The 23,581-nt window shown below is 55.4% G+C and carries 35 protein-coding genes; 34 read left to right on the top strand and 1 reads right to left on the bottom strand.

The window, feature by feature from the left end; all coding sequences use genetic code 11:
• The first annotated feature begins 82 nt into the window (after positions 1-82).
• The 34 genes from rpsL (at position 83) to bfr (ending at position 20,510) form a co-directional block, all read left to right on the top strand.
• A complete protein-coding gene (gene rpsL / locus ACA064_RS28730; protein WP_002555494.1) occupies positions 83-454 on the top strand; it encodes a 30S ribosomal protein S12 in 372 nt (123 codons plus the stop codon).
• Between the two features lie 119 nt (positions 455-573).
• On the top strand, positions 574-1,044 hold the full coding sequence (gene rpsG, locus ACA064_RS28725) for a 30S ribosomal protein S7 (RefSeq protein WP_010490886.1): 471 nt from the start codon (positions 574-576) through the stop codon (positions 1,042-1,044).
• Positions 1,045-1,074: 30 nt separating this feature from the next.
• A complete protein-coding gene (gene fusA / locus ACA064_RS28720) occupies positions 1,075-3,177 on the top strand; it encodes an elongation factor G (protein ID WP_497671125.1) in 2,103 nt (700 codons plus the stop codon).
• 30 nt (positions 3,178-3,207) lie between these two features.
• Positions 3,208-4,401 carry an elongation factor Tu gene (gene tuf / locus ACA064_RS28715; protein ID WP_497671124.1) on the top strand — a complete coding sequence of 398 codons (1,194 nt, stop codon included), beginning with the start codon at positions 3,208-3,210 and terminating at the stop codon, positions 4,399-4,401.
• A 140-nt stretch (positions 4,402-4,541) separates the two neighbouring features.
• The gene (rpsJ, locus tag ACA064_RS28710) at positions 4,542-4,853 is read left to right on the top strand and encodes a 30S ribosomal protein S10 (protein WP_003186070.1); all 312 of its coding nucleotides are present in this window, start codon (positions 4,542-4,544) and stop codon (positions 4,851-4,853) included.
• Between the two features lie 80 nt (positions 4,854-4,933).
• Entirely contained in the window at positions 4,934-5,569 is a 636-nt protein-coding gene (gene rplC, locus ACA064_RS28705; RefSeq protein ID WP_003186059.1) for a 50S ribosomal protein L3, read from the top strand.
• A 12-nt stretch (positions 5,570-5,581) separates the two neighbouring features.
• Positions 5,582-6,184, top strand: a complete 603-nt coding sequence (gene rplD, locus ACA064_RS28700) for a 50S ribosomal protein L4 (protein ID WP_497671123.1) — start codon at positions 5,582-5,584, stop codon at positions 6,182-6,184.
• Positions 6,181-6,480, top strand: a complete 300-nt coding sequence (rplW, locus tag ACA064_RS28695; protein ID WP_002555488.1) for a 50S ribosomal protein L23 — start codon at positions 6,181-6,183, stop codon at positions 6,478-6,480. The genes rplD and rplW overlap by 4 nt, the downstream gene beginning before the upstream one ends.
• Before the next feature lie 14 nt (positions 6,481-6,494).
• Positions 6,495-7,319 carry a 50S ribosomal protein L2 gene (gene rplB / locus ACA064_RS28690; RefSeq protein ID WP_003176423.1) on the top strand — a complete coding sequence of 275 codons (825 nt, stop codon included), beginning with the start codon at positions 6,495-6,497 and terminating at the stop codon, positions 7,317-7,319.
• A 16-nt stretch (positions 7,320-7,335) separates the two neighbouring features.
• Positions 7,336-7,611, top strand: a complete 276-nt coding sequence (gene rpsS / locus ACA064_RS28685; protein ID WP_002555486.1) for a 30S ribosomal protein S19 — start codon at positions 7,336-7,338, stop codon at positions 7,609-7,611.
• 13 nt (positions 7,612-7,624) lie between these two features.
• Entirely contained in the window at positions 7,625-7,957 is a 333-nt protein-coding gene (rplV, locus tag ACA064_RS28680; protein ID WP_003210077.1) for a 50S ribosomal protein L22, read from the top strand.
• Positions 7,958-7,970: 13 nt separating this feature from the next.
• A complete protein-coding gene (rpsC, locus tag ACA064_RS28675; RefSeq protein WP_003176422.1) occupies positions 7,971-8,657 on the top strand; it encodes a 30S ribosomal protein S3 in 687 nt (228 codons plus the stop codon).
• 12 nt (positions 8,658-8,669) lie between these two features.
• Complete coding sequence (rplP, locus tag ACA064_RS28670; RefSeq protein WP_027898303.1) at positions 8,670-9,083, top strand: 50S ribosomal protein L16; 414 nt, start codon at positions 8,670-8,672, stop codon at positions 9,081-9,083.
• Positions 9,083-9,274: a 50S ribosomal protein L29 gene (gene rpmC / locus ACA064_RS28665; protein ID WP_002555481.1), complete on the top strand. Its 192-nt coding sequence runs from the start codon at positions 9,083-9,085 to the stop codon at positions 9,272-9,274. The genes rplP and rpmC overlap by 1 nt, the downstream gene beginning before the upstream one ends.
• Positions 9,275-9,276: 2 nt before the next feature.
• Entirely contained in the window at positions 9,277-9,543 is a 267-nt protein-coding gene (gene rpsQ, locus ACA064_RS28660; protein ID WP_003176419.1) for a 30S ribosomal protein S17, read from the top strand.
• 23 nt (positions 9,544-9,566) lie between these two features.
• Positions 9,567-9,935: a 50S ribosomal protein L14 gene (gene rplN / locus ACA064_RS28655; RefSeq protein ID WP_002555479.1), complete on the top strand. Its 369-nt coding sequence runs from the start codon at positions 9,567-9,569 to the stop codon at positions 9,933-9,935.
• A gap of 11 nt (positions 9,936-9,946) precedes the next feature.
• Complete coding sequence (gene rplX / locus ACA064_RS28650; RefSeq protein ID WP_150642941.1) at positions 9,947-10,261, top strand: 50S ribosomal protein L24; 315 nt, start codon at positions 9,947-9,949, stop codon at positions 10,259-10,261.
• Positions 10,262-10,281: 20 nt separating this feature from the next.
• Positions 10,282-10,821, top strand: coding sequence for a 50S ribosomal protein L5 (gene rplE / locus ACA064_RS28645; protein WP_003186044.1), 540 nt, complete (start codon positions 10,282-10,284; stop codon positions 10,819-10,821).
• 13 nt (positions 10,822-10,834) lie between these two features.
• Positions 10,835-11,140, top strand: a complete 306-nt coding sequence (rpsN, locus tag ACA064_RS28640; protein WP_150642940.1) for a 30S ribosomal protein S14 — start codon at positions 10,835-10,837, stop codon at positions 11,138-11,140.
• Between the two features lie 208 nt (positions 11,141-11,348).
• Positions 11,349-11,741 carry a 30S ribosomal protein S8 gene (gene rpsH / locus ACA064_RS28635; RefSeq protein WP_003186040.1) on the top strand — a complete coding sequence of 131 codons (393 nt, stop codon included), beginning with the start codon at positions 11,349-11,351 and terminating at the stop codon, positions 11,739-11,741.
• A gap of 12 nt (positions 11,742-11,753) precedes the next feature.
• The gene (gene rplF / locus ACA064_RS28630; protein ID WP_007896774.1) at positions 11,754-12,287 is read left to right on the top strand and encodes a 50S ribosomal protein L6; all 534 of its coding nucleotides are present in this window, start codon (positions 11,754-11,756) and stop codon (positions 12,285-12,287) included.
• 10 nt (positions 12,288-12,297) lie between these two features.
• The gene (gene rplR / locus ACA064_RS28625; protein WP_003186037.1) at positions 12,298-12,648 is read left to right on the top strand and encodes a 50S ribosomal protein L18; all 351 of its coding nucleotides are present in this window, start codon (positions 12,298-12,300) and stop codon (positions 12,646-12,648) included.
• 3 nt (positions 12,649-12,651) lie between these two features.
• Positions 12,652-13,152 (top strand): 30S ribosomal protein S5, encoded by a 501-nt coding sequence (gene rpsE / locus ACA064_RS28620; protein WP_003186035.1) that lies wholly within the window; start codon positions 12,652-12,654, stop codon positions 13,150-13,152.
• 2 nt (positions 13,153-13,154) lie between these two features.
• Entirely contained in the window at positions 13,155-13,331 is a 177-nt protein-coding gene (gene rpmD, locus ACA064_RS28615) for a 50S ribosomal protein L30 (RefSeq protein WP_003444363.1), read from the top strand.
• Between the two features lie 3 nt (positions 13,332-13,334).
• Positions 13,335-13,769, top strand: a complete 435-nt coding sequence (rplO, locus tag ACA064_RS28610; protein ID WP_150642939.1) for a 50S ribosomal protein L15 — start codon at positions 13,335-13,337, stop codon at positions 13,767-13,769.
• Positions 13,770-15,098, top strand: coding sequence for a preprotein translocase subunit SecY (gene secY / locus ACA064_RS28605; protein WP_150804241.1), 1,329 nt, complete (start codon positions 13,770-13,772; stop codon positions 15,096-15,098).
• A 28-nt stretch (positions 15,099-15,126) separates the two neighbouring features.
• Entirely contained in the window at positions 15,127-15,243 is a 117-nt protein-coding gene (gene rpmJ / locus ACA064_RS28600; protein ID WP_002555468.1) for a 50S ribosomal protein L36, read from the top strand.
• Between the two features lie 129 nt (positions 15,244-15,372).
• Positions 15,373-15,729, top strand: a complete 357-nt coding sequence (gene rpsM, locus ACA064_RS28595) for a 30S ribosomal protein S13 (protein ID WP_003186020.1) — start codon at positions 15,373-15,375, stop codon at positions 15,727-15,729.
• Positions 15,730-15,759: 30 nt separating this feature from the next.
• Entirely contained in the window at positions 15,760-16,149 is a 390-nt protein-coding gene (gene rpsK, locus ACA064_RS28590; protein WP_002555466.1) for a 30S ribosomal protein S11, read from the top strand.
• A gap of 17 nt (positions 16,150-16,166) precedes the next feature.
• Positions 16,167-16,787: a 30S ribosomal protein S4 gene (gene rpsD / locus ACA064_RS28585; protein ID WP_003210056.1), complete on the top strand. Its 621-nt coding sequence runs from the start codon at positions 16,167-16,169 to the stop codon at positions 16,785-16,787.
• Positions 16,788-16,809: 22 nt separating this feature from the next.
• Positions 16,810-17,811, top strand: a complete 1,002-nt coding sequence (locus tag ACA064_RS28580) for a DNA-directed RNA polymerase subunit alpha (RefSeq protein ID WP_003176403.1) — start codon at positions 16,810-16,812, stop codon at positions 17,809-17,811.
• Between the two features lie 41 nt (positions 17,812-17,852).
• Complete coding sequence (rplQ, locus tag ACA064_RS28575; RefSeq protein ID WP_497671122.1) at positions 17,853-18,239, top strand: 50S ribosomal protein L17; 387 nt, start codon at positions 17,853-17,855, stop codon at positions 18,237-18,239.
• A 203-nt stretch (positions 18,240-18,442) separates the two neighbouring features.
• Positions 18,443-19,891: a catalase gene (locus ACA064_RS28570; protein ID WP_497671121.1), complete on the top strand. Its 1,449-nt coding sequence runs from the start codon at positions 18,443-18,445 to the stop codon at positions 19,889-19,891.
• A gap of 154 nt (positions 19,892-20,045) precedes the next feature.
• Complete coding sequence (gene bfr / locus ACA064_RS28565; protein ID WP_497671120.1) at positions 20,046-20,510, top strand: bacterioferritin; 465 nt, start codon at positions 20,046-20,048, stop codon at positions 20,508-20,510.
• A gap of 135 nt (positions 20,511-20,645) precedes the next feature.
• On the opposite strand, the gene uvrA is transcribed toward bfr, so the two are convergent.
• On the bottom strand, positions 20,646-23,480 hold the full coding sequence (gene uvrA, locus ACA064_RS28560) for an excinuclease ABC subunit UvrA (RefSeq protein WP_497671119.1): 2,835 nt from the start codon (positions 23,478-23,480) through the stop codon (positions 20,646-20,648).
• Between the last annotated feature and the right edge of the window lie 101 nt (positions 23,481-23,581).

Raw genomic sequence — 23,581 nt, 5'->3', positions numbered from 1 at the left:
CTAAATTTGGCGGGAATTCGTTCCTGCCATTTTGCTTTTCTTGCAAGACAATAGCGTCGCAAGACAACAGTGGAGCTAGTAGATGGCAACTATCAACCAGCTGGTACGTCAGCCGCGTAAGCGTATCGTCGAGAAATCCGACGTGCCTGCGCTGCAGAACTGCCCGCAACGTCGTGGCGTATGCACTCGCGTGTATACCACTACGCCGAAAAAACCTAACTCGGCACTGCGTAAAGTATGCCGTGTGCGTCTGACCAACGGTTTCGAGGTTTCCTCGTACATCGGCGGTGAAGGCCACAACCTGCAAGAGCACAGCGTGGTACTGATCCGCGGCGGTCGTGTAAAAGACTTGCCAGGTGTTCGTTACCACACCGTTCGCGGCTCCTTGGATACTTCCGGCGTTAAAGGTCGTAACCAGGGTCGTTCGAAGTACGGTACCAAGAAGCCTAAGTAGTAGCGGCTTTTTGTAAAAACTGAATTATCTATTTTTCTGAGTCGATAAGAGTAAGGTCGGAGGCGTCCCGAAAGGGCACCGATTCCGAGCGAACCTGAAGACCGTTTGAGGGCTTATCCATGCCAAGAAGACGCGTAGCAGCCAAGCGCGAAGTGCTTGACGATCCAAAATACGGAAGCCAAATCCTGGCCAAGTTCATGAACCACGTGATGGAAAGCGGCAAGAAAGCCGTTGCCGAGCGTATCGTTTATGGCGCGCTGGACAAGGTTAAAGAACGCAAGAACAGCGATCCCCTGGAAATCTTCGAGAAAGCTCTCGACGCCATCGCTCCGCTGGTCGAAGTGAAGTCGCGCCGTGTAGGCGGTGCTACTTACCAGGTTCCGGTCGAAGTTCGTCCGTCCCGTCGTAACGCCCTGGCAATGCGCTGGTTGGTAGACTTCGCCCGCAAGCGCGGCGAGAAGTCTATGGCTCTGCGTTTGGCTGGCGAACTGTTGGACGCTGCTGAAGGTAAAGGTGCTGCAGTTAAGAAGCGTGAAGACGTGCACCGTATGGCTGAAGCCAACAAGGCTTTCTCGCACTACCGCTTCTAATTTTAGCGTCAATAATTTTGCGAGGGCTTTATGGCTCGTACTACTCCGATTAACCGCTACCGTAACATCGGTATCGTCGCTCACGTGGATGCTGGCAAAACCACCACCACCGAGCGCGTCCTTTTTTACACTGGCGTAAACCACAAAATGGGCGAGGTGCATGATGGCGCCGCGACCATGGACTGGATGGTGCAGGAGCAGGAGCGTGGTATCACTATCACCTCCGCTGCAACCACGGCCTTCTGGTCGGGTTCTGCCAAGCAGTTCGACAAGTATCGCTTCAACATCATCGATACCCCGGGCCACGTAGACTTCACCATTGAAGTAGAGCGCTCGTTGCGCGTACTCGATGGCGCAGTCGTTGTGTTCTGCGGTACCTCGGGTGTTGAGCCACAGTCGGAAACCGTATGGCGTCAAGCCAATAAATACGGCGTTCCACGTCTTGTTTACGTAAACAAGATGGACCGTGCCGGTGCTAACTTCCTGCGCGTGATCGGTCAGATCAAGCAGCGTCTGGGTCACACTCCGGTGCCAATCCAATTGGCTATCGGTGCAGAAGACAACTTCCAGGGTCAGATCGATCTGATCAACATGGAAGCGGTCTACTGGGATGACGCTGACAAGGGCATGGCTCCTCGTCGCGAAGCAATCCCTGCAGAACTGCAGGAATTGGCTGAAGAGTGGCGCAGCAACATGATCGAGGCTGCGGCCGAAGCCAGCGAAGAGCTGATGAACAAGTACCTCGAAGGTGAAGAACTCACCATCGCGGAAATCAAATCTGGTCTGCGTCAGCGCACCATTGCTGGTGAAATCGTTCTAGCTGTTTGCGGTTCGTCGTTCAAGAACAAGGGTGTTCCCCTGGTTCTCGACGCCGTTATCGACTACCTGCCTGCACCGGTAGACATTCCTGCGATCAAGGGTACCGACCCGGATGACGAGACCATCGAGATGGAGCGTCATGCAGATGACAGCGAACCGTTCTCGGCTCTGGCATTCAAAATCGCTACCGACCCATTCGTGGGTACCTTGACCTTTGCTCGTGTTTACTCGGGTGTGTTGAGCTCCGGCGACGGCGTGATCAACTCGGTTAAAGGCAAGAAAGAGCGCGTGGGTCGTATGGTGCAAATGCACGCAAACACCCGCGAAGAGATCAAGGAAGTACGCGCTGGCGACATCGCGGCCCTGATCGGCATGAAGGACGTCACCACTGGTGACACCCTGTGCTCCGCTGACAAGCCAATCATCCTGGTTCGCATGGACTTCCCGGAGCCGGTTATTTCGGTTGCCGTTGAGCCCAAGACCAAGGACGACCAGGAAAAAATGGGTATCGCTCTGGGCAAACTTGCTCAGGAAGACCCGTCTTTCCGCGTCAAGACTGATGAAGAGACCGGTCAAACGATCATCTCTGGCATGGGCGAGTTGCACCTGGACATCCTGGTTGACCGGATGCGCCGTGAGTTCAACGTCGAAGCCAACATCGGTAAGCCACAGGTTTCCTATCGTGAGAAGATCACGAAGGCTTGTGAGATCGAAGGCAAGTTCGTTCGCCAGTCCGGCGGTCGTGGTCAGTTCGGCCACTGCTGGATCCGTTTTGCACCTGCTGACGAAGGTCAGGAAGGTCTGCAATTCGTGAACGAAGTGGTTGGTGGTGTGGTTCCTAAGGAATACATCCCGGCTATCCAGAAGGGTATCGAAGAGCAGATGAAGAACGGCGTTGTCGCCGGCTATCCGCTGATCGGCCTGAAGGCGACCGTTTTCGATGGTTCTTACCACGACGTCGACTCCAACGAGATGGCGTTCAAGGTGGCTGCTTCCATGGCGACCAAACAGCTGGCCACCAAAGGTGGTGGTGTGCTGCTTGAGCCGGTGATGGCGGTAGAGGTTGTTACACCTGAGGACTATATGGGTGACGTGATGGGCGACTTGAATCGTCGTCGCGGCATGATCTTGGGTATGGAAGATACGGTCTCCGGCAAAGTGATTCGCGCCGAAGTTCCGTTGGGTGAGATGTTCGGTTATGCGACCGACGTCCGTTCCATGTCTCAGGGTCGCGCGAGCTACTCTATGGAATTCAAAAAATACGATGTAGCTCCGTCGCATATCGTCGAAGCTGTCACTAAAAAACAAGGCTGATTCAGCCCTTTAGGCAAGGAGTTAATTGTCGTGGCTAAAGAAAAATTTGACCGTACCCTCCCGCACGTCAACGTTGGCACCATTGGTCACGTTGACCACGGTAAAACCACGCTGACTGCAGCTCTGACTCGTGTCTGCTCCGAAGTTTTCGGTTCGGCCGCTGTAGCTTTCGACAAGATCGACAGCGCACCGGAAGAAAAGGCTCGTGGTATCACCATCAACACCGCACACGTTGAATACAACTCGCTGATCCGTCACTACGCTCACGTTGACTGCCCAGGTCACGCTGACTATGTGAAGAACATGATCACCGGTGCTGCACAGATGGACGGCGCTATCCTGGTTTGTTCGGCCGCTGATGGTCCGATGCCACAAACCCGTGAGCACATCCTGCTGTCCCGTCAGGTAGGCGTTCCGTACATCGTTGTCTTCCTGAACAAGGCTGACATGGTTGACGACGCTGAGTTGCTGGAACTGGTTGAGATGGAAGTGCGCGATCTGCTGAGCACTTACGACTTCCCGGGCGACGACACTCCGATCATCATCGGTTCCGCTCTGATGGCTCTGAACGGCCAAGACGACAACGAAATGGGCACCACTGCCGTTCGTAAACTGGTTGAGACTCTGGACAGCTACATTCCAGATCCAGTCCGTGTTATCGACAAGCCGTTCCTGATGCCAATCGAAGACGTATTCTCGATCTCGGGTCGCGGTACTGTTGTGACCGGTCGTATCGAGCGCGGTATCGTCAAGGTTCAGGATCCACTGGAAATCGTTGGTCTGCGTGACACTACCGTCACCACCTGCACCGGTGTTGAAATGTTCCGTAAGCTGCTCGACGAAGGTCGTGCTGGCGAGAACTGTGGCGTTCTGCTGCGTGGTACCAAGCGTGACGACGTTGAGCGTGGCCAGGTTCTGGTCAAGCCAGGTTCGGTCAAGCCGCACACCACCTTCGAAGCTGAAGTGTATGTGTTGAGCAAAGAAGAAGGCGGTCGTCACACTCCGTTCTTCAAAGGCTACCGTCCACAGTTCTACTTCCGGACCACTGACGTGACCGGTAACTGCGAACTGCCGGAAGGCGTTGAAATGGTAATGCCAGGCGACAACGTGAAAATGGTTGTCACCCTGATCAAAACCATCGCAATGGAAGATGGTCTGCGTTTCGCTATTCGTGAAGGCGGTCGTACCGTCGGCGCTGGCGTCGTAGCCAAAATCATCGCCTAAGCGTTGATTGATGAAAGAGCCCCCGCTTGCGGGGGCTTTTTTATTGGGTTGACACTGTGTGGGCCCGTCTATAGAATTGCGCCTCCTTTTAACGGGCGTATTGCGCTCGGTGGGAATAGCAGCCTGGAGTCTGAAATCCAATGCAAAATCAGCAAATCCGTATCAGGTTGAAGGCTTTTGACCATCGCCTGATCGACCAATCCACCCAGGAAATCGTGGAAACCGCGAAACGTACTGGTGCTCAAGTGCGTGGTCCGATTCCACTGCCTACCCGTAAAGAACGGTTCACCGTTCTGGTCTCCCCGCACGTCAACAAAGACGCGCGCGACCAGTACGAGATCCGTACTCATAAGCGCGTACTGGACATCGTCCAGCCAACGGATAAAACCGTTGATGCACTTATGAAGCTTGATCTTGCGGCCGGTGTGGAAGTACAGATCAGCCTCGGCTAAGACTCGGTCTTAGTCGTGTAACGCTCTGAAATGGGCGGCCATAGCGGGTGAAAGCCCCGTACACTCATGAGGTTTACAACATGACTATTGGTGTAGTCGGTCGTAAATGCGGTATGACCCGTATTTTCACCGAAGAAGGTGTCTCCATTCCGGTCACGGTCATTGAGATCGAGCCGAATCGCGTCACCCAGTTCAAAACTGAAGAAACCGATGGCTATCGTGCAGTGCAAGTCACTGTCGGCGAGCGTCGTGCTTCGCGTGTGACTGCTGCTCAAGCAGGTCACTTCGCTAAAGCAAACGTTGCAGCTGGTCGTACCGTAATGGAATTCCGCCTTGAAGAAGGCGAGTACCAGGCAGGCGATCTGATCAACGCTGAAATCTTCGCCGCTGGTCAACTGGTCGATGTGACCGGTCAGTCCAAGGGTAAAGGCTTCCAGGGTACGATCAAGCGTTGGAATTTCCGTGGCCAAGACAACACTCACGGTAACTCCGTTTCCCACCGCGTCCCGGGCTCTATTGGCCAGTGCCAGACTCCTGGTCGTGTATTCAAGGGCAAAAAAATGTCCGGTCATATGGGCGCTGAGCGCGTGACCGTGCAGTCCCTCGAAGTAGTGCGCGTCGACGCTGAACGCAATCTGTTGTTGGTCAAGGGTGCTGTTCCTGGCGCTACTGGCGGCAACCTGGTTGTACGTCCAGCGGCCAAGGCTCGCGGTTAAGGGGAAGCTGACATGCAATTAAATGTAAATGACGCTCAAGCGATCGAAGTTTCCGAACTGACATTTGGCGGCGAGTTCAACGAGACACTGGTTCACCAAGCAGTCGTGGCCTACATGGCTGGCGGCCGTCAGGGTACCAAGCAGCAAAAGACCCGTTCCGACGTTCGTGGTGGCGGTAAGCGCCCATGGCGTCAGAAAGGTACTGGCCGTGCTCGTGCCGGTACTATCCGTAGCCCAATCTGGCGTGGCGGCGGTGCCACTTTCGCAGCTCGTCCACAGGATCACTCCCAGAAGCTCAACAAGAAGATGTATCGCGCAGCAATGCGTTCCATCCTTGCTGAACTGGTGCGTACTGATCGTCTGGTCGTGGTTCAGGACTTCGCTGTTGAAGCACCGAAAACCAAAGATCTGCTGAACAAGCTGAATGGCATGGGTCTGACTGATGTCCTGATCGTGTCCGATGCTGTTGATCAGAACCTGTACCTGGCTGCTCGCAACCTGCCACACGTTGATGTACGTGACGTGCAAGGTTCCGATCCAGTTAGTCTGATCGCATACGACAAGGTGTTGATCACCGTGTCGGCCGTGAAGAAATTCGAGGAGCTGCTGGGATGAACCAGGAACGCGTATTTAAAGTTCTGCTTGGCCCGCACGTTTCCGAGAAGGCTACGGTTCTGGCAGACAAGAAAGGCCAGTTCGTTTTCAAGGTTGCTACTGACGCAACCAAGCTGGAAATCAAGAAGGCCGTCGAAAGCCTGTTCAGCGTGAAAGTAGAGCGTGTTACTACCCTGAATGTTCTGGGTAAGAGCAAGCGCACTGCTCGCGGTCTGGGCAAGCGTAATGACTGGAAGAAGGCAGTTATCTCCCTTCAGCCAGGCCAAGATCTCGATTTCAGCAGCAGTGCTGAGTAAGGAAGGGGTGCATCATGGCAATCGTTAAATGCAAACCGACTTCCCCTGGCCGCCGTTTTGTGGTCAAGGTGGTCAACCAGGAGCTGCATAAAGGCGCTCCTCACGCACCGCTGCTCGAGAAGAAATCGAAGACTGGTGGTCGTAACAACAATGGCCGTATTACCACTCGTCACATCGGTGGTGGTCATAAGCAGCATTATCGTCTGGTCGACTTCCGTCGTAACGACAAAGATGGCATCTCTGCCACTGTCGAGCGTATCGAATACGATCCAAACCGTACTGCTCACATCGCTCTGCTGCTGTACGCAGATGGCGAGCGCCGCTACATCATCGCCCCTAAAGGCGTGAGTGCTGGCGACCAGCTGATCGCAGGTGCTTTGGCGCCGATCAAGCCGGGCAACGCTCTGCAACTGCGTAACATTCCAGTTGGTAGCACCGTACACGGCATCGAATTGAAGCCGGGTAAAGGCGCGCAAATCGCTCGTTCCGCTGGTGCTTCGGCTCAGCTGATCGCTCGTGAAGGTGTCTACGTGACCCTGCGTCTGCGCTCTGGTGAGATGCGTAAAGTATTGGCTGAATGCCGTGCGACCCTGGGCGAAGTCTCGAACTCCGAGCACAGCCTGCGTTCGCTGGGTAAAGCTGGTGCCAAACGCTGGCGTGGCGTTCGCCCAACCGTTCGTGGTGTTGCCATGAACCCGGTTGACCACCCACATGGTGGTGGTGAAGGTCGTACCTCTGGTGGTCGTCATCCGGTATCGCCATGGGGCTTCCCGACTAAGGGCGCGAAGACTCGTGGTAATAAGCGTACCGACAAAATGATCGTCCGTCGTCGCAAGTAAATAGAGGGATACGACAGTGCCACGTTCTCTGAAAAAAGGTCCTTTTATTGATCTTCACCTACTGAAGAAGATCGAAGTGGCGGCGGAAAAGAACGATCGCAAACCAGTTAAAACCTGGTCGCGCCGTTCCATGATCCTGCCACAAATGGTCGGTCTGACCATTGCTGTGCATAACGGTCGTCAACATGTTCCAGTTCTCGTGAACGAAGACATGGTCGGCCACAAACTAGGCGAGTTTGCCGGTACCCGCACATATCGTGGGCACGTGGCAGACAAGAAAGCCAAGCGTTAAGGGGTAAGGAATGATGGAAGTAGCCGCTAAGTTGTCGGGCGCTCGAATCTCCGCCCAGAAAGCCCGCTTGGTCGCCGACCAGATCCGCGGGAAGAAGGTGGGCGAAGCGCTCAACCTGTTGGCTTTCAGCAGTAAGAAAGCCGCCGAGATCATCAAGAAAGTGCTGGAGTCGGCCGTAGCCAACGCCGAGCATAACGAAGGCGCAGACGTTGATGACCTTAAAGTCAGCACCGTTTTCGTCAACGAAGGGCGTTCGCTGAAGCGAATCATGCCACGTGCCAAAGGCCGTGCTGATCGCATCGTCAAGCGGTCTTGCCATATCACTGTCAAGGTTGCTGACAAGTAACGGAGTCGAAGAGATGGGTCAGAAAGTACATCCCATTGGCATTCGCCTGGGAATCGTCAAGGAACACACCTCCGTCTGGTATGCAGACGGCCGGACTTATGCGGACTATTTGTTCGCTGATCTGAAGGTGCGTGAGTATCTCCAAGACAAACTAAAAAGCGCGTCCGTAAGCCGTATCGATATCCATCGTCCGGCCCAAACTGCACGTATCACCATCCACACCGCTCGCCCGGGTATCGTTATCGGGAAGAAAGGTGAAGATGTTGAGAAACTGCGTCAGGACCTGACCAAGCAAATGGGTGTGCCTGTGCACATCAATATCGAAGAGATCCGTAAGCCGGAGCTCGACGGTATGCTGGTTGCGCAGAGCGTAGCTCAGCAGCTGGAGCGTCGCGTAATGTTCCGTCGCGCTATGAAGCGCGCTGTACAAAACGCCATGCGCATTGGTGCCAAAGGCATCAAAATCCAAGTGAGCGGTCGTCTCGGCGGTGCTGAAATCGCACGTACTGAATGGTATCGCGAAGGTCGTGTGCCACTGCACACCCTGCGTGCCGACATCGACTATGCCAACTACGAAGCTCACACCACCTACGGTGTGATCGGTGTAAAGGTTTGGATCTTCAAAGGCGAAGTAATTGGTGGTCGCCAAGAAGAGCTGAAACCACAAGCACCAGCGCCTCGTAAAAAAGCTGCTAAGTAAGGGGTACGCCAAATGTTGCAACCAAAGCGTACGAAGTTCCGCAAGCAGATGACTGGCCACAACCGTGGCTTGGCATTGCGCGGTAGCAAAGTCAGCTTCGGCGAGTATGCGCTGAAGTCTGTAGCTCGTGGTCGTCTCACCGCTCGTCAGATCGAGTCAGCGCGTCGTGCACTGACCCGTCACGTTAAACGTGGCGGCAAGATCTGGATCCGTGTATTCCCGGACAAGCCTGTAACCAAGAAGCCACTCGAAGTTCGGATGGGTAAAGGTAAGGGTAACGTCGAATACTGGGTTGCCCAGATTCAGCCAGGCAAAGTCCTGTATGAAATCGAGGGTGTTTCTGAAGAGCTGGCGCGTGAGGCTTTCGCCCTGGCTGCTGCAAAGCTGCCGCTCGCCACCTCCTTTGTTAAACGGACGGTGATGTGATGAAAGCGAATGAACTTCGTGAAAAATCCGCACAGCAGCTGAACGAGCAACTGCTCGGCCTGCTGCGCGACCAGTTCAATCTGCGTATGCAGAAAGCAACTGGCCAGTTGGGGCAGTCTCATCTGCTCTCGCAAGTTAAGCGTGACATTGCTCGCGTGAAGACTGTGCTTAACCAGCAGGCAGGTAAGTGATCATGGCTGAAGCCGAAAAAACTGTCCGTACGCTGACTGGCCGTGTTGTCAGCGACAAGATGGACAAAACCATCACCGTTCTGATCGAGCGCCGCGTTAAGCACCCGATCTACGGTAAATATGTTAAGCGTTCGACTAAGCTGCACGCGCACGACGAAACCAACCAGTGCCACATCGGCGACAAAGTCACTATTCGTGAAACTCGTCCCCTGGCCAAGACCAAGTCTTGGGCACTGGTTGATGTTCTCGAACGCGCTGTGGAAGTCTAAGGACTAGGGGTCGGAGAAATTATATGATTCAGACTCAATCCATGCTCGATGTGGCCGATAACAGCGGCGCTCGCCGTGTTATGTGCATCAAGGTGCTGGGTGGCTCCCATCGTCGTTACGCTGGTATCGGTGACATCATCAAAGTTACCGTGAAGGAAGCAATTCCTCGCGGTAAAGTGAAAAAAGGCCAAGTGATGACTGCTGTTGTAGTCCGCACTCGTCACGGCGTTCGCCGTGCAGATGGCTCCATTATCCGCTTTGATGGCAACGCTGCTGTTCTTCTGAACAACAAGCAAGAGCCGATCGGCACCCGTATCTTTGGGCCAGTGACCCGTGAACTTCGTACTGAGAAGTTCATGAAGATCGTCTCGCTCGCCCCAGAAGTGCTGTAAGGAGATCCGACATGCAAAAGATTCGTCGTGACGACGAGATCATCGTGATCGCCGGCAAAGACAAAGGTAAGCGCGGTAAGGTGCTTAAGGTTCTCGCTGACGACCGTCTGGTCGTTGGTGGTCTGAACCTGGTTAAGCGTCATACCAAGCCTAACCCTGCGTCGGGCGTACAAGGCGGTATCGTCGAGAAAGAAGCGCCACTGCACGCTTCTAACGTCGCCATTTTCAACGGCGAAACCAACAAGGCTGACCGCGTTGGTTTCAAAGTAGAAGAAGGCAAGAAAATTCGTGTCTTCAAGTCGACCCAAAAAGCGGTTGATGCTTGAACACTGCTAGGTAGAAGACCATGGCACGACTAAAAGAGATTTACCGGAAGGAAATCGCACCGAAACTTAAGGAAGAACTTAAGCTTTCGAACGTGATGGAAGTTCCGCGCGTTACCAAAATCACCCTGAACATGGGTCTGGGCGAAGCGATCGGCGACAAAAAAGTCATCGAGCACGCTGTTGCTGACCTGGAAAAGATCACCGGTCAAAAAGTCGTTGTGACTTACGCTCGGAAATCCATCGCTGGCTTTAAAGTCCGTGAAGGTTGGCCGATCGGCGTCAAAGTGACTCTGCGCCGTGAGCGTATGTATGAATTCCTGGATCGTCTGCTGTCGATCTCCCTGCCTCGGGTTCGCGACTTTCGCGGCCTGAATGCCAAGTCCTTCGATGGTCGTGGTAACTACAGCATGGGCGTTAAAGAGCAGATCATCTTCCCGGAAATCGACTACGACAAGATCGATGCTCTCCGCGGTCTGGACATTACCCTGACCACCACTGCTCGGACGGATGATGAAGGTCGCGCACTGCTGCGCGCTTTCAAATTCCCGTTCCGCAACTGATTGGAGTAGGAAAATGGCCAAGATGAGCATGAAAAACCGCGAGCTGAAGCGTCAGCTCACGGTTGCCAAGTACGCCAAGGCGCGTGCAGCACTGAAAGCTATCATCGTTGATCTGAACGCAAGTCCAGAAGCACGTTGGGAAGCTACAGTCGCTCTGCAGAAGCAGCCACGTGACGCAAGCGCCTCGCGCATGCGTAACCGCTGCCGCCTGACTGGTCGTCCACACGGCGTTTACCGCAAGTTCGGCCTTGGCCGTAACAAATTGCGTGAAGCGGCAATGCGTGGTGACGTACCAGGTCTGGTTAAAGCCAGCTGGTAAGTACTGTCAAAGTCTCGACGTTCGGAATCGCAAGATCCTGACCGTCGGTGGCCTTGAATCTGAATCAAGCCCCTATTGGGGCTTGATTCATTTGTGGGGTGTGTCTAGAATACCCGGCTCGCCTGAGCCCGTGCTTTTTTCGTGCGGAGTTTCTCGGCGAAGGTAGTAGCCGCAAGGCTAATTTTTTTGTATTAGGAGCGTCTAGCCCATGAGTATGCAGGACCCGTTAGCGGACATGCTAACTCGAATCCGTAATGCCCAGATGGCTGAAAAGTCCGTCGTAAGCATGCCATCTTCCACGTTGAAGGTAGCTGTAGCAAAAGTCCTCAAGGACGAAGGTTACATCGCGGGTTATCAGATCAGCAGCGAAATCAAGCCGTTGCTATCCATCGAGCTGAAATATTTCGAAGGCCGTCCGGTCATCGAAGAAGTGAAGCGCGTTAGCCGTCCAGGCCTGCGTCAGTACAAGTCCGTCGATGATCTGCCAAAAGTTCGTGGCGGTCTCGGTGTGTCTATCGTCTCCACCAACAAAGGTGTGATGACGGATCGTGCTGCGCGCGCTGCCGGTGTCGGCGGCGAAGTTCTTTGCACAGTGTTCTAAGGGGGGATAAGCATGTCACGCGTCGCTAAGAACCCCGTTAAGCTGCCAGCCGGTGTCGAAGTCAAATTCGCAGGCCAACAGCTTTCGGTGAAGGGTGCCAAGGGTACTCTAGAACTGAACATCCATTCGTCCGTTGAGATCGTTGAAGAAGCTGGTGAGCTGCGTTTCGCTGCTCGCAATGGCGATCAACAGACTCGCGCAATGGCCGGTACCACTCGTGCGTTGGTAAACAACATGGTCCAAGGCGTAAGCCAAGGCTTCGAGCGCAAGCTCCAGCTGGTCGGTGTTGGTTACAAAGCGCAAGCAAAAGGCACAGTGCTGAACCTGGCTCTTGGCTTCTCGCACCCAGTGGATTACGAACTGCCGGAAGGCATCACCGCTGAGACTCCTAGCCAGACCGATATCCTTATCCGGGGTATCGATAAGCAGCTGGTAGGTCAAGTGGCCGCCGAGATCCGCGACTTCCGTCCACCAGAGCCGTACAAAGGCAAAGGTGTGCGCTACGCGGACGAAGTCGTCCGTCGTAAAGAAGCCAAGAAGAAGTAGGGCATAGCAAATGACCGACAAAAAAGTTACTCGACTGCGTCGCGCTCGCAAAGCACGCCTGAAAATGCACGAACTCGAAGTCGTGCGTCTCTGCGTGTTCCGCTCGTCGCAGCACATCTACGCCCAGGTCATTTCGGCCGACGGCAACAAAGTCCTGGCAAGTGCCTCGACTTTGGATAAAGAACTGCGTGATGGCGCCACTGGCAACATCGACGCGGCCACTAAGGTTGGCCAGCTGGTCGCTACGCGTGCTAAAGCCGCTGGCGTCTCGCAGGTGGCTTTCGACCGCTCTGGCTTCAAGTACCACGGTCGCGTCAAGGCGCTGGCTGATGCTGCTCGTGAAGCTGGGCTGGAGTTCTAAGTTATGTCAAATAACGACCAAAAGCGCGACGAAGGCTACATCGAGAAGCTGGTTCAAGTTAACCGCGTAGCCAAAACCGTTAAAGGCGGCCGTATCTTCACTTTCACCGCGTTGACCGTGGTTGGTGATGGTAAAGGGCGCGTTGGCTTCGGCCGTGGCAAGTCACGTGAAGTGCCTGCCGCGATCCAGAAGGCAATGGAAGCTGCTCGCCGCAACATGATCCAAGTTGATCTGAACGGCACCACGCTGCAGTACGCAATGAAGTCCGCCCATGGCGCTTCGAAGGTGTACATGCAGCCTGCTTCTGAAGGTACCGGTATCATCGCTGGCGGCGCTATGCGTGCTGTCCTCGAAGTTGCTGGCGTTCAGAACGTTCTGGCCAAGTGCTACGGCTCGACTAACCCGGTAAACGTGGTTCACGCCACTTTCAAAGGTTTGAAAGCTATGCAATCTCCTGAGTCCATTGCCGCCAAGCGTGGCAAAAGCGTCAAGGAGATCTTCTGATCATGGCTACCGTTAAAGTAACGCTGATCAAAAGCATGACCGGCCGAATCCCTAATCACAAATTGTGCATCAAGGGTCTGGGTCTGCGTCGCATCGGTCACACTGTAGAAGTACTTGATACTCCCGAGAATCGCGGGATGATCAACAAGGCTTACTACATGCTGCGTGTCGAGGGTTAATCGATGAAACTCAATGATCTGAGTCCTGCGCCGGGTTCCCGTCGCGAGAAGCATCGTCCGGGCCGTGGTATCGGTAGTGGTTTGGGTAAGACTGGTGGCCGTGGTCACAAAGGTCAGTCCTCCCGCTCCGGTGGCACCATTGCTCCGGGCTTTGAAGGCGGTCAACAGCCGCTGCATCGTCGCCTGCCGAAATTCGGTTTCGTTTCCCTGAAGGCCATGGACCGCGCAGAAGTGCGTCTGTCCGAGCTGTCTAAAGTGGAAGGCGACATCGTCACCGTGCAGTCCCTGAAGGATGCCAACGTGATTAACCAAAACGTACAACGTGTGAAAATCATGTTGTCCGGTGAAGTTACTCGCGCAGTCACCATCAAGGGTATCGCCGCCACCAAAGGTGCGCGTGCGGCTATCGAAGCAGCTGGCGGCAAGTTCGAGGAATAAATGGCTAAGCAAGGTGCTCTCTCTGCGCTCGGCAAAGGCGGTATGTCTGAACTCTGGGCTCGTCTGCGTTTTCTGTTCCTGGCGATTATCGTCTACCGAATAGGCGCACACATCCCGGTTCCAGGTATCAACCCGGACCGACTCGCAGACCTGTTTCGACAGAATGAGGGGACCATTCTTAGCTTGTTCAACATGTTTTCCGGCGGTGCGCTGGAACGGATGAGCATCTTTGCACTGGGGATCATGCCGTACATTTCGGCATCGATCATCATGCAGCTGATGACCGCCGTCAGCCCGCAGCTGGAGCAGTTGAAGAAGGAAGGTGAAGCTGGCCGTCGCAAGATTAGCCAGTACACCCGCTACGGCACCGTCGTCCTTGCTCTTGTTCAGGCTATCGGCATGTCCGTTGGCCTGGCAGGGCAGGGCGTTGCGTTCACTGGTGACTTTGGCTTCCATTTCATCGCGGTATCCACTTTTGTGGCTGGTGCGATGTTCATGATGTGGCTAGGTGAGCAGATTACTGAGCGTGGTGTTGGCAACGGTATCTCGATGTTGATTTTCGCAGGTATCGTCGCCGGTCTTCCGAGTGCGGTCGGGCAGTCTTTCGAGTCTGCACGTCAGGGTGATATCAACATTTTCGCCCTGGTTGCCATCGGTTTGCTGGCAGTAGCGATTATCGGTTTTGTGGTTTTCATTGAACGTGGTCAGCGGCGTATCGCCGTTCATTACGCCAAGCGTCAGCAGGGCCGCAAGGTGTTTGCTGCGCAGACTAGCCACTTGCCGCTGAAAGTGAATATGGCCGGTGTTATTCCTGCTATCTTCGCGAGCAGCATTTTGCTGTTCCCGGCTTCGTTGGGTGCCTGGTTTGGTCAGTCTGAAGGTATGGGCTGGCTGCAGGACATCTCGCAGTCGATCGCTCCTGGTCAGCCGTTGAATATTCTGCTGTTTAGTGCAGGGATTATTTTCTTCTGCTTCTTCTATACGGCGTTGATGTTCAATCCGAAAGACGTAGCGGAAAACCTGAAGAAGTCCGGTGCCTTTATTCCGGGCATCCGTCCAGGTGAGCAGTCTGCGCGCTATATTGATGGCGTTCTGACCCGCTTGACCATGTTCGGTGCTCTATATATGACGGCCGTGTGCCTGCTGCCCCAGTTCCTGGTGGTTGCAGCAAACGTTCCGTTCTACCTTGGCGGGACCTCGTTGCTGATCGTGGTCGTGGTTGTTATGGACTTCATGTCCCAAGTACAATCGCACCTCGTTTCGCACCAGTACGAATCCCTGATGAAGAAAGCCAACCTGAAGGGCTACGGCAGCGGCATGCTGCGCTGAAGCACCCATAAGGTTCGAGGAGTTGGTGATGAAAGTTCGTGCATCGGTGAAAAAGCTGTGCCGTAACTGCAAGATTATTCGCCGCGAAGGTGTTGTTCGAGTAATTTGCAGCGCGGAACCGCGTCACAAACAGCGCCAAGGCTGAGTGTGATCCGCTTGAAGCCCAGCAGCTAGTGCGCTGCTGGGTTGATTATTTGTTATTACAGCGATATTATCTCGCGCCCTATTTCTTGGCTTCCGGGGCGTAGGTAGCTGTCAATTGGAGTCCCACTGAATGGCCCGTATTGCAGGCGTTAACATTCCAGATAACAAGCACACTGTTATCTCGCTGACCTACATCTATGGTGTTGGTCGCACTACTGCACAGAAAATTTGTGCAGTGACTGGGGTAAACCCAGCCGCAAAGATCAAGGATCTGAGCGACGAGCAGATTGAACAGCTGCGTGGCGAAGTGGCGAAGTTCACCACTGAAGGTGACCTGCGTCGCGAAATCAACATGAAAATCAAGCGTTTGATGGACCTCGGTTGCTATCGCGGTCTGCGTCATCGTCGTGGTCTTCCAGTACGCGGTCAGCGTACCAAGACTAACGCGCGTACCCGTAAAGGTCCGCGTAAGCCGATCCGCAAGTAATCGCCCCAGCGAATCGACAGGAAATTAATCATGGCAAAACCTGCTGCTCGTCCTCGTAAAAAAGTCAAAAAGACAGTGGTTGATGGCATCGCCCACATCCACGCGTCTTTTAACAACACAATCGTGACCATCACCGACCGTCAAGGTAATGCGCTTTCTTGGGCTACCTCCGGTGGTTCGGGTTTCCGCGGTTCTCGCAAGTCCACCCCGTTCGCTGCTCAAGTAGCTGCTGAACGTGCTGGTCAAGCTGCGCTGGAATATGGCCTGAAAAACCTCGACGTCAACGTCAAAGGTCCAGGTCCAGGTCGTGAGTCCGCTGTCCGTGCATTGAACGGCTGTGGCTATAAGATCGCCAGCATCACCGACGTGACGCCAATCCCGCACAACGGGTGCCGTCCGCCGAAGAAGCGCCGCGTGTAATCAGGAGATTGTAAAGAATGGCTCGTTACATTGGTCCAAAATGCAAACTCGCTCGTCGCGAAGGCACCGATCTCTTTCTGAAGAGCGGCGTGCGCGCGATCGAATCGAAGTGCAACATTGAAGCAGCACCTGGTATCCACGGCCAACGCCGCGGTCGTCAGTCCGATTACGGCACCCAACTGCGTGAAAAGCAGAAAGTCCGTCGTATCTATGGCGTTCTCGAGCGTCAATTCAGCGGCTACTACAAAGAAGCTGCTGGCAAGAAAGGCGCAACTGGCGAAAACCTGTTGCAGCTGCTCGAATGCCGTCTGGACAACGTTGTATACCGTATGGGCTTTGGTTCGACTCGTGCCGAATCCCGTCAGCTGGTATCGCACAAATCCGTAAGCGTTAACGGTCAGACCGTAAACGTCCCGTCGTACCAGGTTCGTGCTGGTGACGTGGTCGCGATTCGCGAGAAAGCAAAGAACCAGCTTCGCATTGTCCAAGCTCTCGATCTGTGTGCCCAACGTGGCCGCGTAGAATGGGTAGAAGTAGACACTGAGAAGAAGTCGGGCGTTTTCAAGAACGTTCCTGCTCGCAGTGATCTGTCCGCCGACATCAACGAAAGCCTGATTGTCGAGCTCTACTCCAAGTAAGGGCTAGAAAATAGGTGCATCCATGCAGATTTCGGTAAATGAGTTCCTGACACCCCGTCACATTGATGTGCAGGTTGTCAGTCCAACCCGCGCCAAGATCACTCTCGAGCCTCTCGAGCGTGGTTTTGGCCACACCCTGGGCAACGCGCTGCGCCGCATCCTGTTGTCCTCAATGCCCGGCTGTGCAGTAGTCGAGGCCGAGATTGACGGTGTGCTCCACGAGTACAGCGCCATCGAAGGTGTACAGGAAGACGTAATTGAAATCCTGTTGAACCTTAAAGGTCTGGCTATCAAGCTGCACGGCCGTGACGAAGTTACGCTGACCTTGTCGAAGAAGGGTTCGGGGGTGGTTACCGCTGCCGATATTCAGCTGGATCATGATGTCGAGATCGTTAATCCCGATCACGTAATCGCTAACCTGGCGTCTAACGGCGCCCTGAACATGAAGCTCACTGTAGCTCGTGGTCGTGGTTATGAACCGGCCGACTCGCGTCAGAGCGATGAAGACGAAAGCCGCAGCATCGGTCGCTTGCAGCTTGACTCTTCGTTCAGCCCGGTTCGCCGTATCGCATACGTGGTGGAAAACGCCCGTGTCGAGCAGCGTACTAACCTGGACAAGCTGGTTATTGATCTGGAAACCAACGGTACCCTGGATCCTGAAGAGGCTATCCGTCGTGCTGCAACCATCCTGCAACAGCAGTTGGCTGCGTTCGTCGACCTCAAAGGTGACAGTGAGCCAGTGGTAATCGAGCAAGAAGACGAGATCGATCCGATCCTGCTTCGCCCGGTTGACGATCTGGAACTGACTGTACGTTCGGCTAACTGCCTTAAGGCGGAAAACATTTACTACATCGGCGACCTGATTCAGCGTACCGAAGTAGAACTGTTGAAGACTCCGAACCTGGGCAAGAAATCCTTGACTGAAATCAAGGACGTTCTGGCCTCCCGCGGTCTGTCCCTCGGCATGCGCCTCGACAACTGGCCGCCTGCAAGTCTTAAGAAGGACGACAAGGCGACTGCCTGATCGTCGTAATCACCGAACGTGAGTTTGGTAAGGAATGAACCATGCGTCATCGTAAAAGTGGTCGTCACCTGAGCCGTACCAGCTCGCACCGCAAGGCCATGTTTCAAAACATGGCGGTGTCGCTGTTCGAGCACGAGCTGATCAAAACTACACTGCCAAAAGCCAAAGAACTGCGTCGCGTTGCTGAGCCGCTGATCACTTTGGCCAAGACAGACAGCCTGGCTAACCGCCGTCTGGCCTTCGACCGTACTCGTTCGAAAGCCATCGTTGGTAAGCTCTTCAACGACCTGGGCAAGCGTTATGCTACCCGTGAGGGTGGCTACCTGCGCATCCTCAAGTGCGGTTTCCGCACTGGCGACAACGCGCCTATGGCGTACGTCGAGTTGATTGATCGTCCTGTCGGCGGTGAAGCTGTATCTGCTGAGTAAGACGTAAAATACAAAAAACCGGGCCTAGTGCCCGGTTTTTTGTGTCTGCTCGATACGCAAATCTCCTATCTGTTCATTGGCTTCGTTAGTTATTTTCTATCGAAGCCCACAATTTAATGAATTTGATGGATGTCACTTTGGTGGTCAATACTCCCTCCCAGCCGATTAGCCGGTAGTCAAAAACTGACAGAGGAAGTTTGAGCATGAGCCAGAATAAAACGCTAACGACAGCCAGTGGCGCTCCTGTCGCCGATAACCAGAATTCCCGTAGCGCCGGCCCCCGTGGCCCGCTGCTGCTCGACGATTTTCATCTGCTCGAGAAACTTGCCCACTTCAACCGCGAAAACATCCCGGAACGGCGTGTCCATGCCAAGGGTTCGGGTGCTTACGGTACGTTCACGGTGACCCGTGATATCACCCAGTACACCAGCGCCAAGCTGTTTGAGTCTGTCGGCAAGCAAACCCCGACCTTCCTGCGCTTCTCTACTGTAGGTGGCGAGCGCGGCTCCGCGGATACCGAGCGCGATCCACGCGGCTTCGCGTTGAAGTTCTATACCGAAGAAGGCAATTGGGACATCGTCGGCAACAACACCCCGGTGTTCTTTATCCGTGACCCGCTTAAATTCCCCGATTTTATCCACACCCAAAAGCGCTTGCCGCAGAGCAATCTGAAGAGCGGACAGATGATGTGGGACTTCTGGTCGCACTCACCTGAGGCGCTGCATCAGGTCACCATCCTGTTCTCGGATCGCGGGATTCCGGACGGCTACCGCCACATGCACGGCTTCGGCAGCCATACCTACAGCCTGATCAACGCCAATGGCGAGCGGCACTGGGTGAAATGGCACTACAAAACCAAGCAAGGCATCAAGAACCTGGCTCCGGCAGAAGCTGCACGCCTGGCCGGCACTGATCCCGATTACGCCCAGCGCGACCTGTTTGGTGCGATCGAGCGCGGTGAATACCCGAAATGGCGCGTGTGCATTCAGATCATGACTGAGGCCCAGGCTGCGGCGCACTACGAGAACCCGTTTGATGTGACCAAGACCTGGTCGCAGAAGGAGTTCCCGCTGATTGAAGTCGGTGAACTGGAGCTGAACCGCAACCCGCAGAACTACTTCGCTGAAGTCGAGCAGGCGGCGTTTGGGCCAAGCAATATGGTGCCGGGTGTCGGTCTGTCGCCGGATCGCATGCTCCAGGGTCGCGTATTCGCCTACGCGGACGCACACCGTTACCGTATCGGCACCAATCACCAGCAACTGCCGGTGAATGCCCCACGCAACCCGGTCAATACTTACCAGCGTGATGGCTCCATGGCCTTTGGCGGCAACGGCGGCGGAACTCCGAACTACGAGCCCAACAGCTACGCCGATGCACCAAAACAGGCTCCGCGATACGCCGAACCGCCGCTGGCCCTGAGCGGCGCGGCAGATCGTTACGATCATCGCGAAGACACCGACTACTACAGTCACGCCGGTGCCTTGTTCCGTTTGATGAACGACGAGCAGAAAACCCTGCTGGTCAACAACATCGCAGGTGCCATGGCTGGGGTTTCGGCCGATGTCGTCCAGCGTCAGCTACAGCATTTCTTCAAGGCAGATAGCGCTTATGGAGAAGGAGTCGCAACGGCCTTGGGCGTAGCGCTTAACTGAGTCTAAACGAGAAGCAGAACCGCCTTCATTTAGGCGGTTTTTGCGTTATTTAACCTGCTTTTCTAAGATTATCTTCGCTTTTATTGCGATAGACGAGTGACCTGCAAGTCAGCTTGGTTCAAACTATAGACTTTCAAGCAGGGAGATTCAGGCGATGCAAGGGCACCCGGATGTAATCGATTATCTCAACACGTTGCTGACGGGCGAACTGGCGGCGCGTGATCAATATTTCATCCATTCGCGGATGTATGAGGACTGGGGCTTTACCGAGCTCTACGAGCGCATCAACCACGAGATGGAAGAAGAGACCCAACACGCTGACGCCCTGATGCGGCGGATCCTGATGCTCGAAGGCACACCGCGAATGCGTGCGGAAGATCTCGACGTCGGCGCCACGGTGCCTGAGATGCTTGCCTGCGACCTGCGCCTGGAATACAAGGTGCGTGCCGCACTGTGCAAGGGCATCGAGCTCTGCGAGCTGCACAAGGACTACGTCAGCCGCGAAATCCTGCGTCTGCAGTTGGCTGACACCGAAGAAGATCACGCCTACTGGCTGGAAAAACAGCTGGGTCTGATCAAGTTGATCGGTCTGGAGAACTACCTGCAGTCGCAGTTCTAACTGTGGGAGCGGGCTTGCTCGCGATGCAGGCAACGCGGTTTGTCTGAGTCACTGCGGTGATGCCATCGCGAGCAAGCCCGCTCCCACAAAAAAGCCCCTGTCACTGAACAAGTGACAGGGGCTTTTTCATTGGCTTCAGGCCCTGTCGCGTTCCAGCAGCGGCTTCAAGTAGTAGCCGGTGTACGACTGTTCCATTTCCGCTACTTCTTCGGGGGTGCCGACAGCAATGATCTGTCCGCCCTTGGAGCCCCCTTCAGGACCCAGGTCCACCAGCCAGTCGGCGGTCTTGATTACGTCCAGGTTGTGTTCGATCACCACCACAGTGTTGCCGTGGTCGCGCAGGCGATGCAGCACGTCGAGCAGTTGCTGGATATCGGCGAAGTGCAGGCCAGTGGTCGGCTCGTCGAGGATATACAGGGTCTTGCCGGTATCACGCTTGGACAATTCGCGGGACAGCTTGACCCGCTGCGCCTCGCCGCCGGACAGGGTGGTCGCCGATTGTCCCAGCTTGATATAGGACAGGCCAACATCCATCAACGTCTGCAGCTTGCGCGCCAGAGCGGGAACCGCATCGAAGAACACCCGTGCTTCCTCGATGGTCATCTCGAGGGTTTCGTGGATGTTCTTGCCCTTGTACTTGATCTCCAGCGTTTCGCGGTTGTAGCGCTTGCTCTTGCAGACGTCGCACGGCACATAGATGTCTGGCAGGAAGTGCATTTCGACCTTGATCAGCCCATCGCCCTGACAGGCTTCGCAGCGCCCACCCTTGACGTTGAACGAGAAACGCCCCGGGCCGTAACCACGGGAACGCGACTCCGGCACACCAGCGAACAACTCGCGAATCGGTGTGAACAACCCGGTATAAGTCGCCGGGTTGGAACGCGGGGTACGACCGATCGGGCTTTGGTCGATATCCACCACCTTGTCCAGATGCTGCAGGCCGTTGATGCTGTCGTGGGCCGACGCCTCGAGGGTGGTCGCGCCGTTCAGTGCCGTGGCGCTGAGCGGAAACAGCGTGTTGTTGATCAACGTCGACTTGCCCGAGCCGGACACACCGGTAACGCAGGTCAGCAGGCCGATCGGAATATCCAGGTCGACATCGCGCAGGTTGTTGCCACGGGCGCCTTTGAGCGATAGCGAGAGCTTCTTGTTGCGCGGCGTACGCTTGGCCGGCACTGCGATCTTCACCCGGCCGGACAGGTATTTTCCGGTCAGTGAATCAGGGTGGGCCATGACCTCGGCCGGGGTACCTTCAGCGACAATATGCCCGCCGTGTATACCTGCACCCGGGCCGATATCCACCACATAGTCGGCCAGACGAATCGCATCTTCGTCGTGCTCGACCACAATCACCGTGTTACCAATATCGCGCAGGTGTTTCAGCGTACCGAGCAGTCGATCGTTATCGCGCTGATGCAAGCCAATCGACGGCTCGTCGAGGATGTACAGCACCCCGACCAGGCCGGCACCGATCTGGCTGGCCAGACGGATACGCTGGGCTTCGCCGCCGGACAAGGTGTCGGCACTGCGATCCAGGGACAGGTAGTCGAGGCCGACATTGACCAGGAACTGCAAGCGTTCGCGGATTTCCTTGAGGATCTTGTCGGCGATTTCGCCACGTCGACCGGTCAATTTCAGACCGCCAAAGTACTCGCACGCATCGCCAATCGGCAGGCTGGTGACCGCCGGCAGGGTCTTCTCGCCGACCCACACATGCCGCGCCTCGCGCCGCAGACGGGTGCCACGACAATCAGGGCACGCCTGGGTGGCGAGGAACTTGGCCAGTTCTTCGCGCACGGAGGCCGACTCGGTTTCCCGGTAGCGTCGCTCCAGGTTTGGCACGATGCCTTCAAACGGGTGCGAGCGTTTGACGATGTCGCCACGGTCGTTCAGGTATTTGAAGTCGACATTCTGTGAACCGCTGCCATGCAGAATGAACTTCTGCTGATCAGCCGGTAGCTCGTTGAATGGCTCCTCCAGGCTGAACTTGTAATGGGAGGCCAGTGACCCGAGCATCTGGAAGTAATAAACGTTGCGCCGGTCCCAGCCGCGAATCGCGCCCTCGGCCAGGGTCAGTTCGCCATTGACCAGGCGCTTGATATCAAAGAACTGTTTCACCCCCAGACCGTCGCAAGTCGGGCAGGCGCCGGCCGGGTTGTTGAAGGAGAACAGCTTGGGTTCCAGCTCGCTGATGGCGTGGCCGCAGATCGGGCAGGCAAAGCGCGCGGAAAAAATGATTTCTTCGCCGGGCTCGTCGTCCATCGGCGCCACCAGGGCTATGCCGTCGGCGAGTTTCAAGGCAGTCTCGAAAGACTCGGCCAGACGTTGCTGCAAGTCGGGGCGAACCTTGAAGCGGTCGACCACTACATCGATCGAATGTTTTTTCTGTTTATCCAGCTTCGGCAACTCATCCAGCTCGCAGAGCTTGCCATTCACCCGGGCCCGCACGAAGCCCTGGGCGCGCAGCTCTTCGAACACTGAAAGGTGCTCGCCTTTGCGCTCGCGAATCACCGGCGCCAGCAGCATCAGCTTGCTGCCTTCGGGCTGTGCCATCACCAGATCGACCATCTGGCTGACGGTCTGCGCCTCCAGTGGGATATCGTGGTCCGGGCAGCGTGGCATGCCGACGCGAGCGTACAGCAGGCGCAGGTAGTCGTAGATTTCGGTGATAGTGCCGACGGTCGAGCGCGGGTTGTGCGAAGTCGACTTTTGTTCGATGGAGATCGCCGGTGACAGACCTTCGATGGTATCGACGTCAGGTTTTTCCATCATCGACAGGAACTGCCGGGCGTAGGCCGACAGCGATTCGACGTAGCGTCGCTGGCCTTCGGCGTACAGCGTGTCAAAAGCCAGGGACGACTTGCCGGATCCGGACAGGCCGGTGATGACGATCAGTTTGTCCCGTGGCAGGGTCAGGTCGATATTCTTCAGGTTGTGGGTTCGGGCCCCACGAATCAGGATCTTGTCCAAAGTGGCCTCGCTCGGCGGGCGTAAACGTAGGAGTATAAGGCCAAATACTGGATGGATGCACACTATCAAATGAGCGTGGCGTAGCCATATATCAAAGCTGC

This window comes from Pseudomonas sp. LBUM1658, from assembly GCF_059716055.1.
The sequence above is the reverse complement of the archived record's forward strand: the minus strand, read 5'-3'. Positions and strand labels throughout refer to the sequence as shown.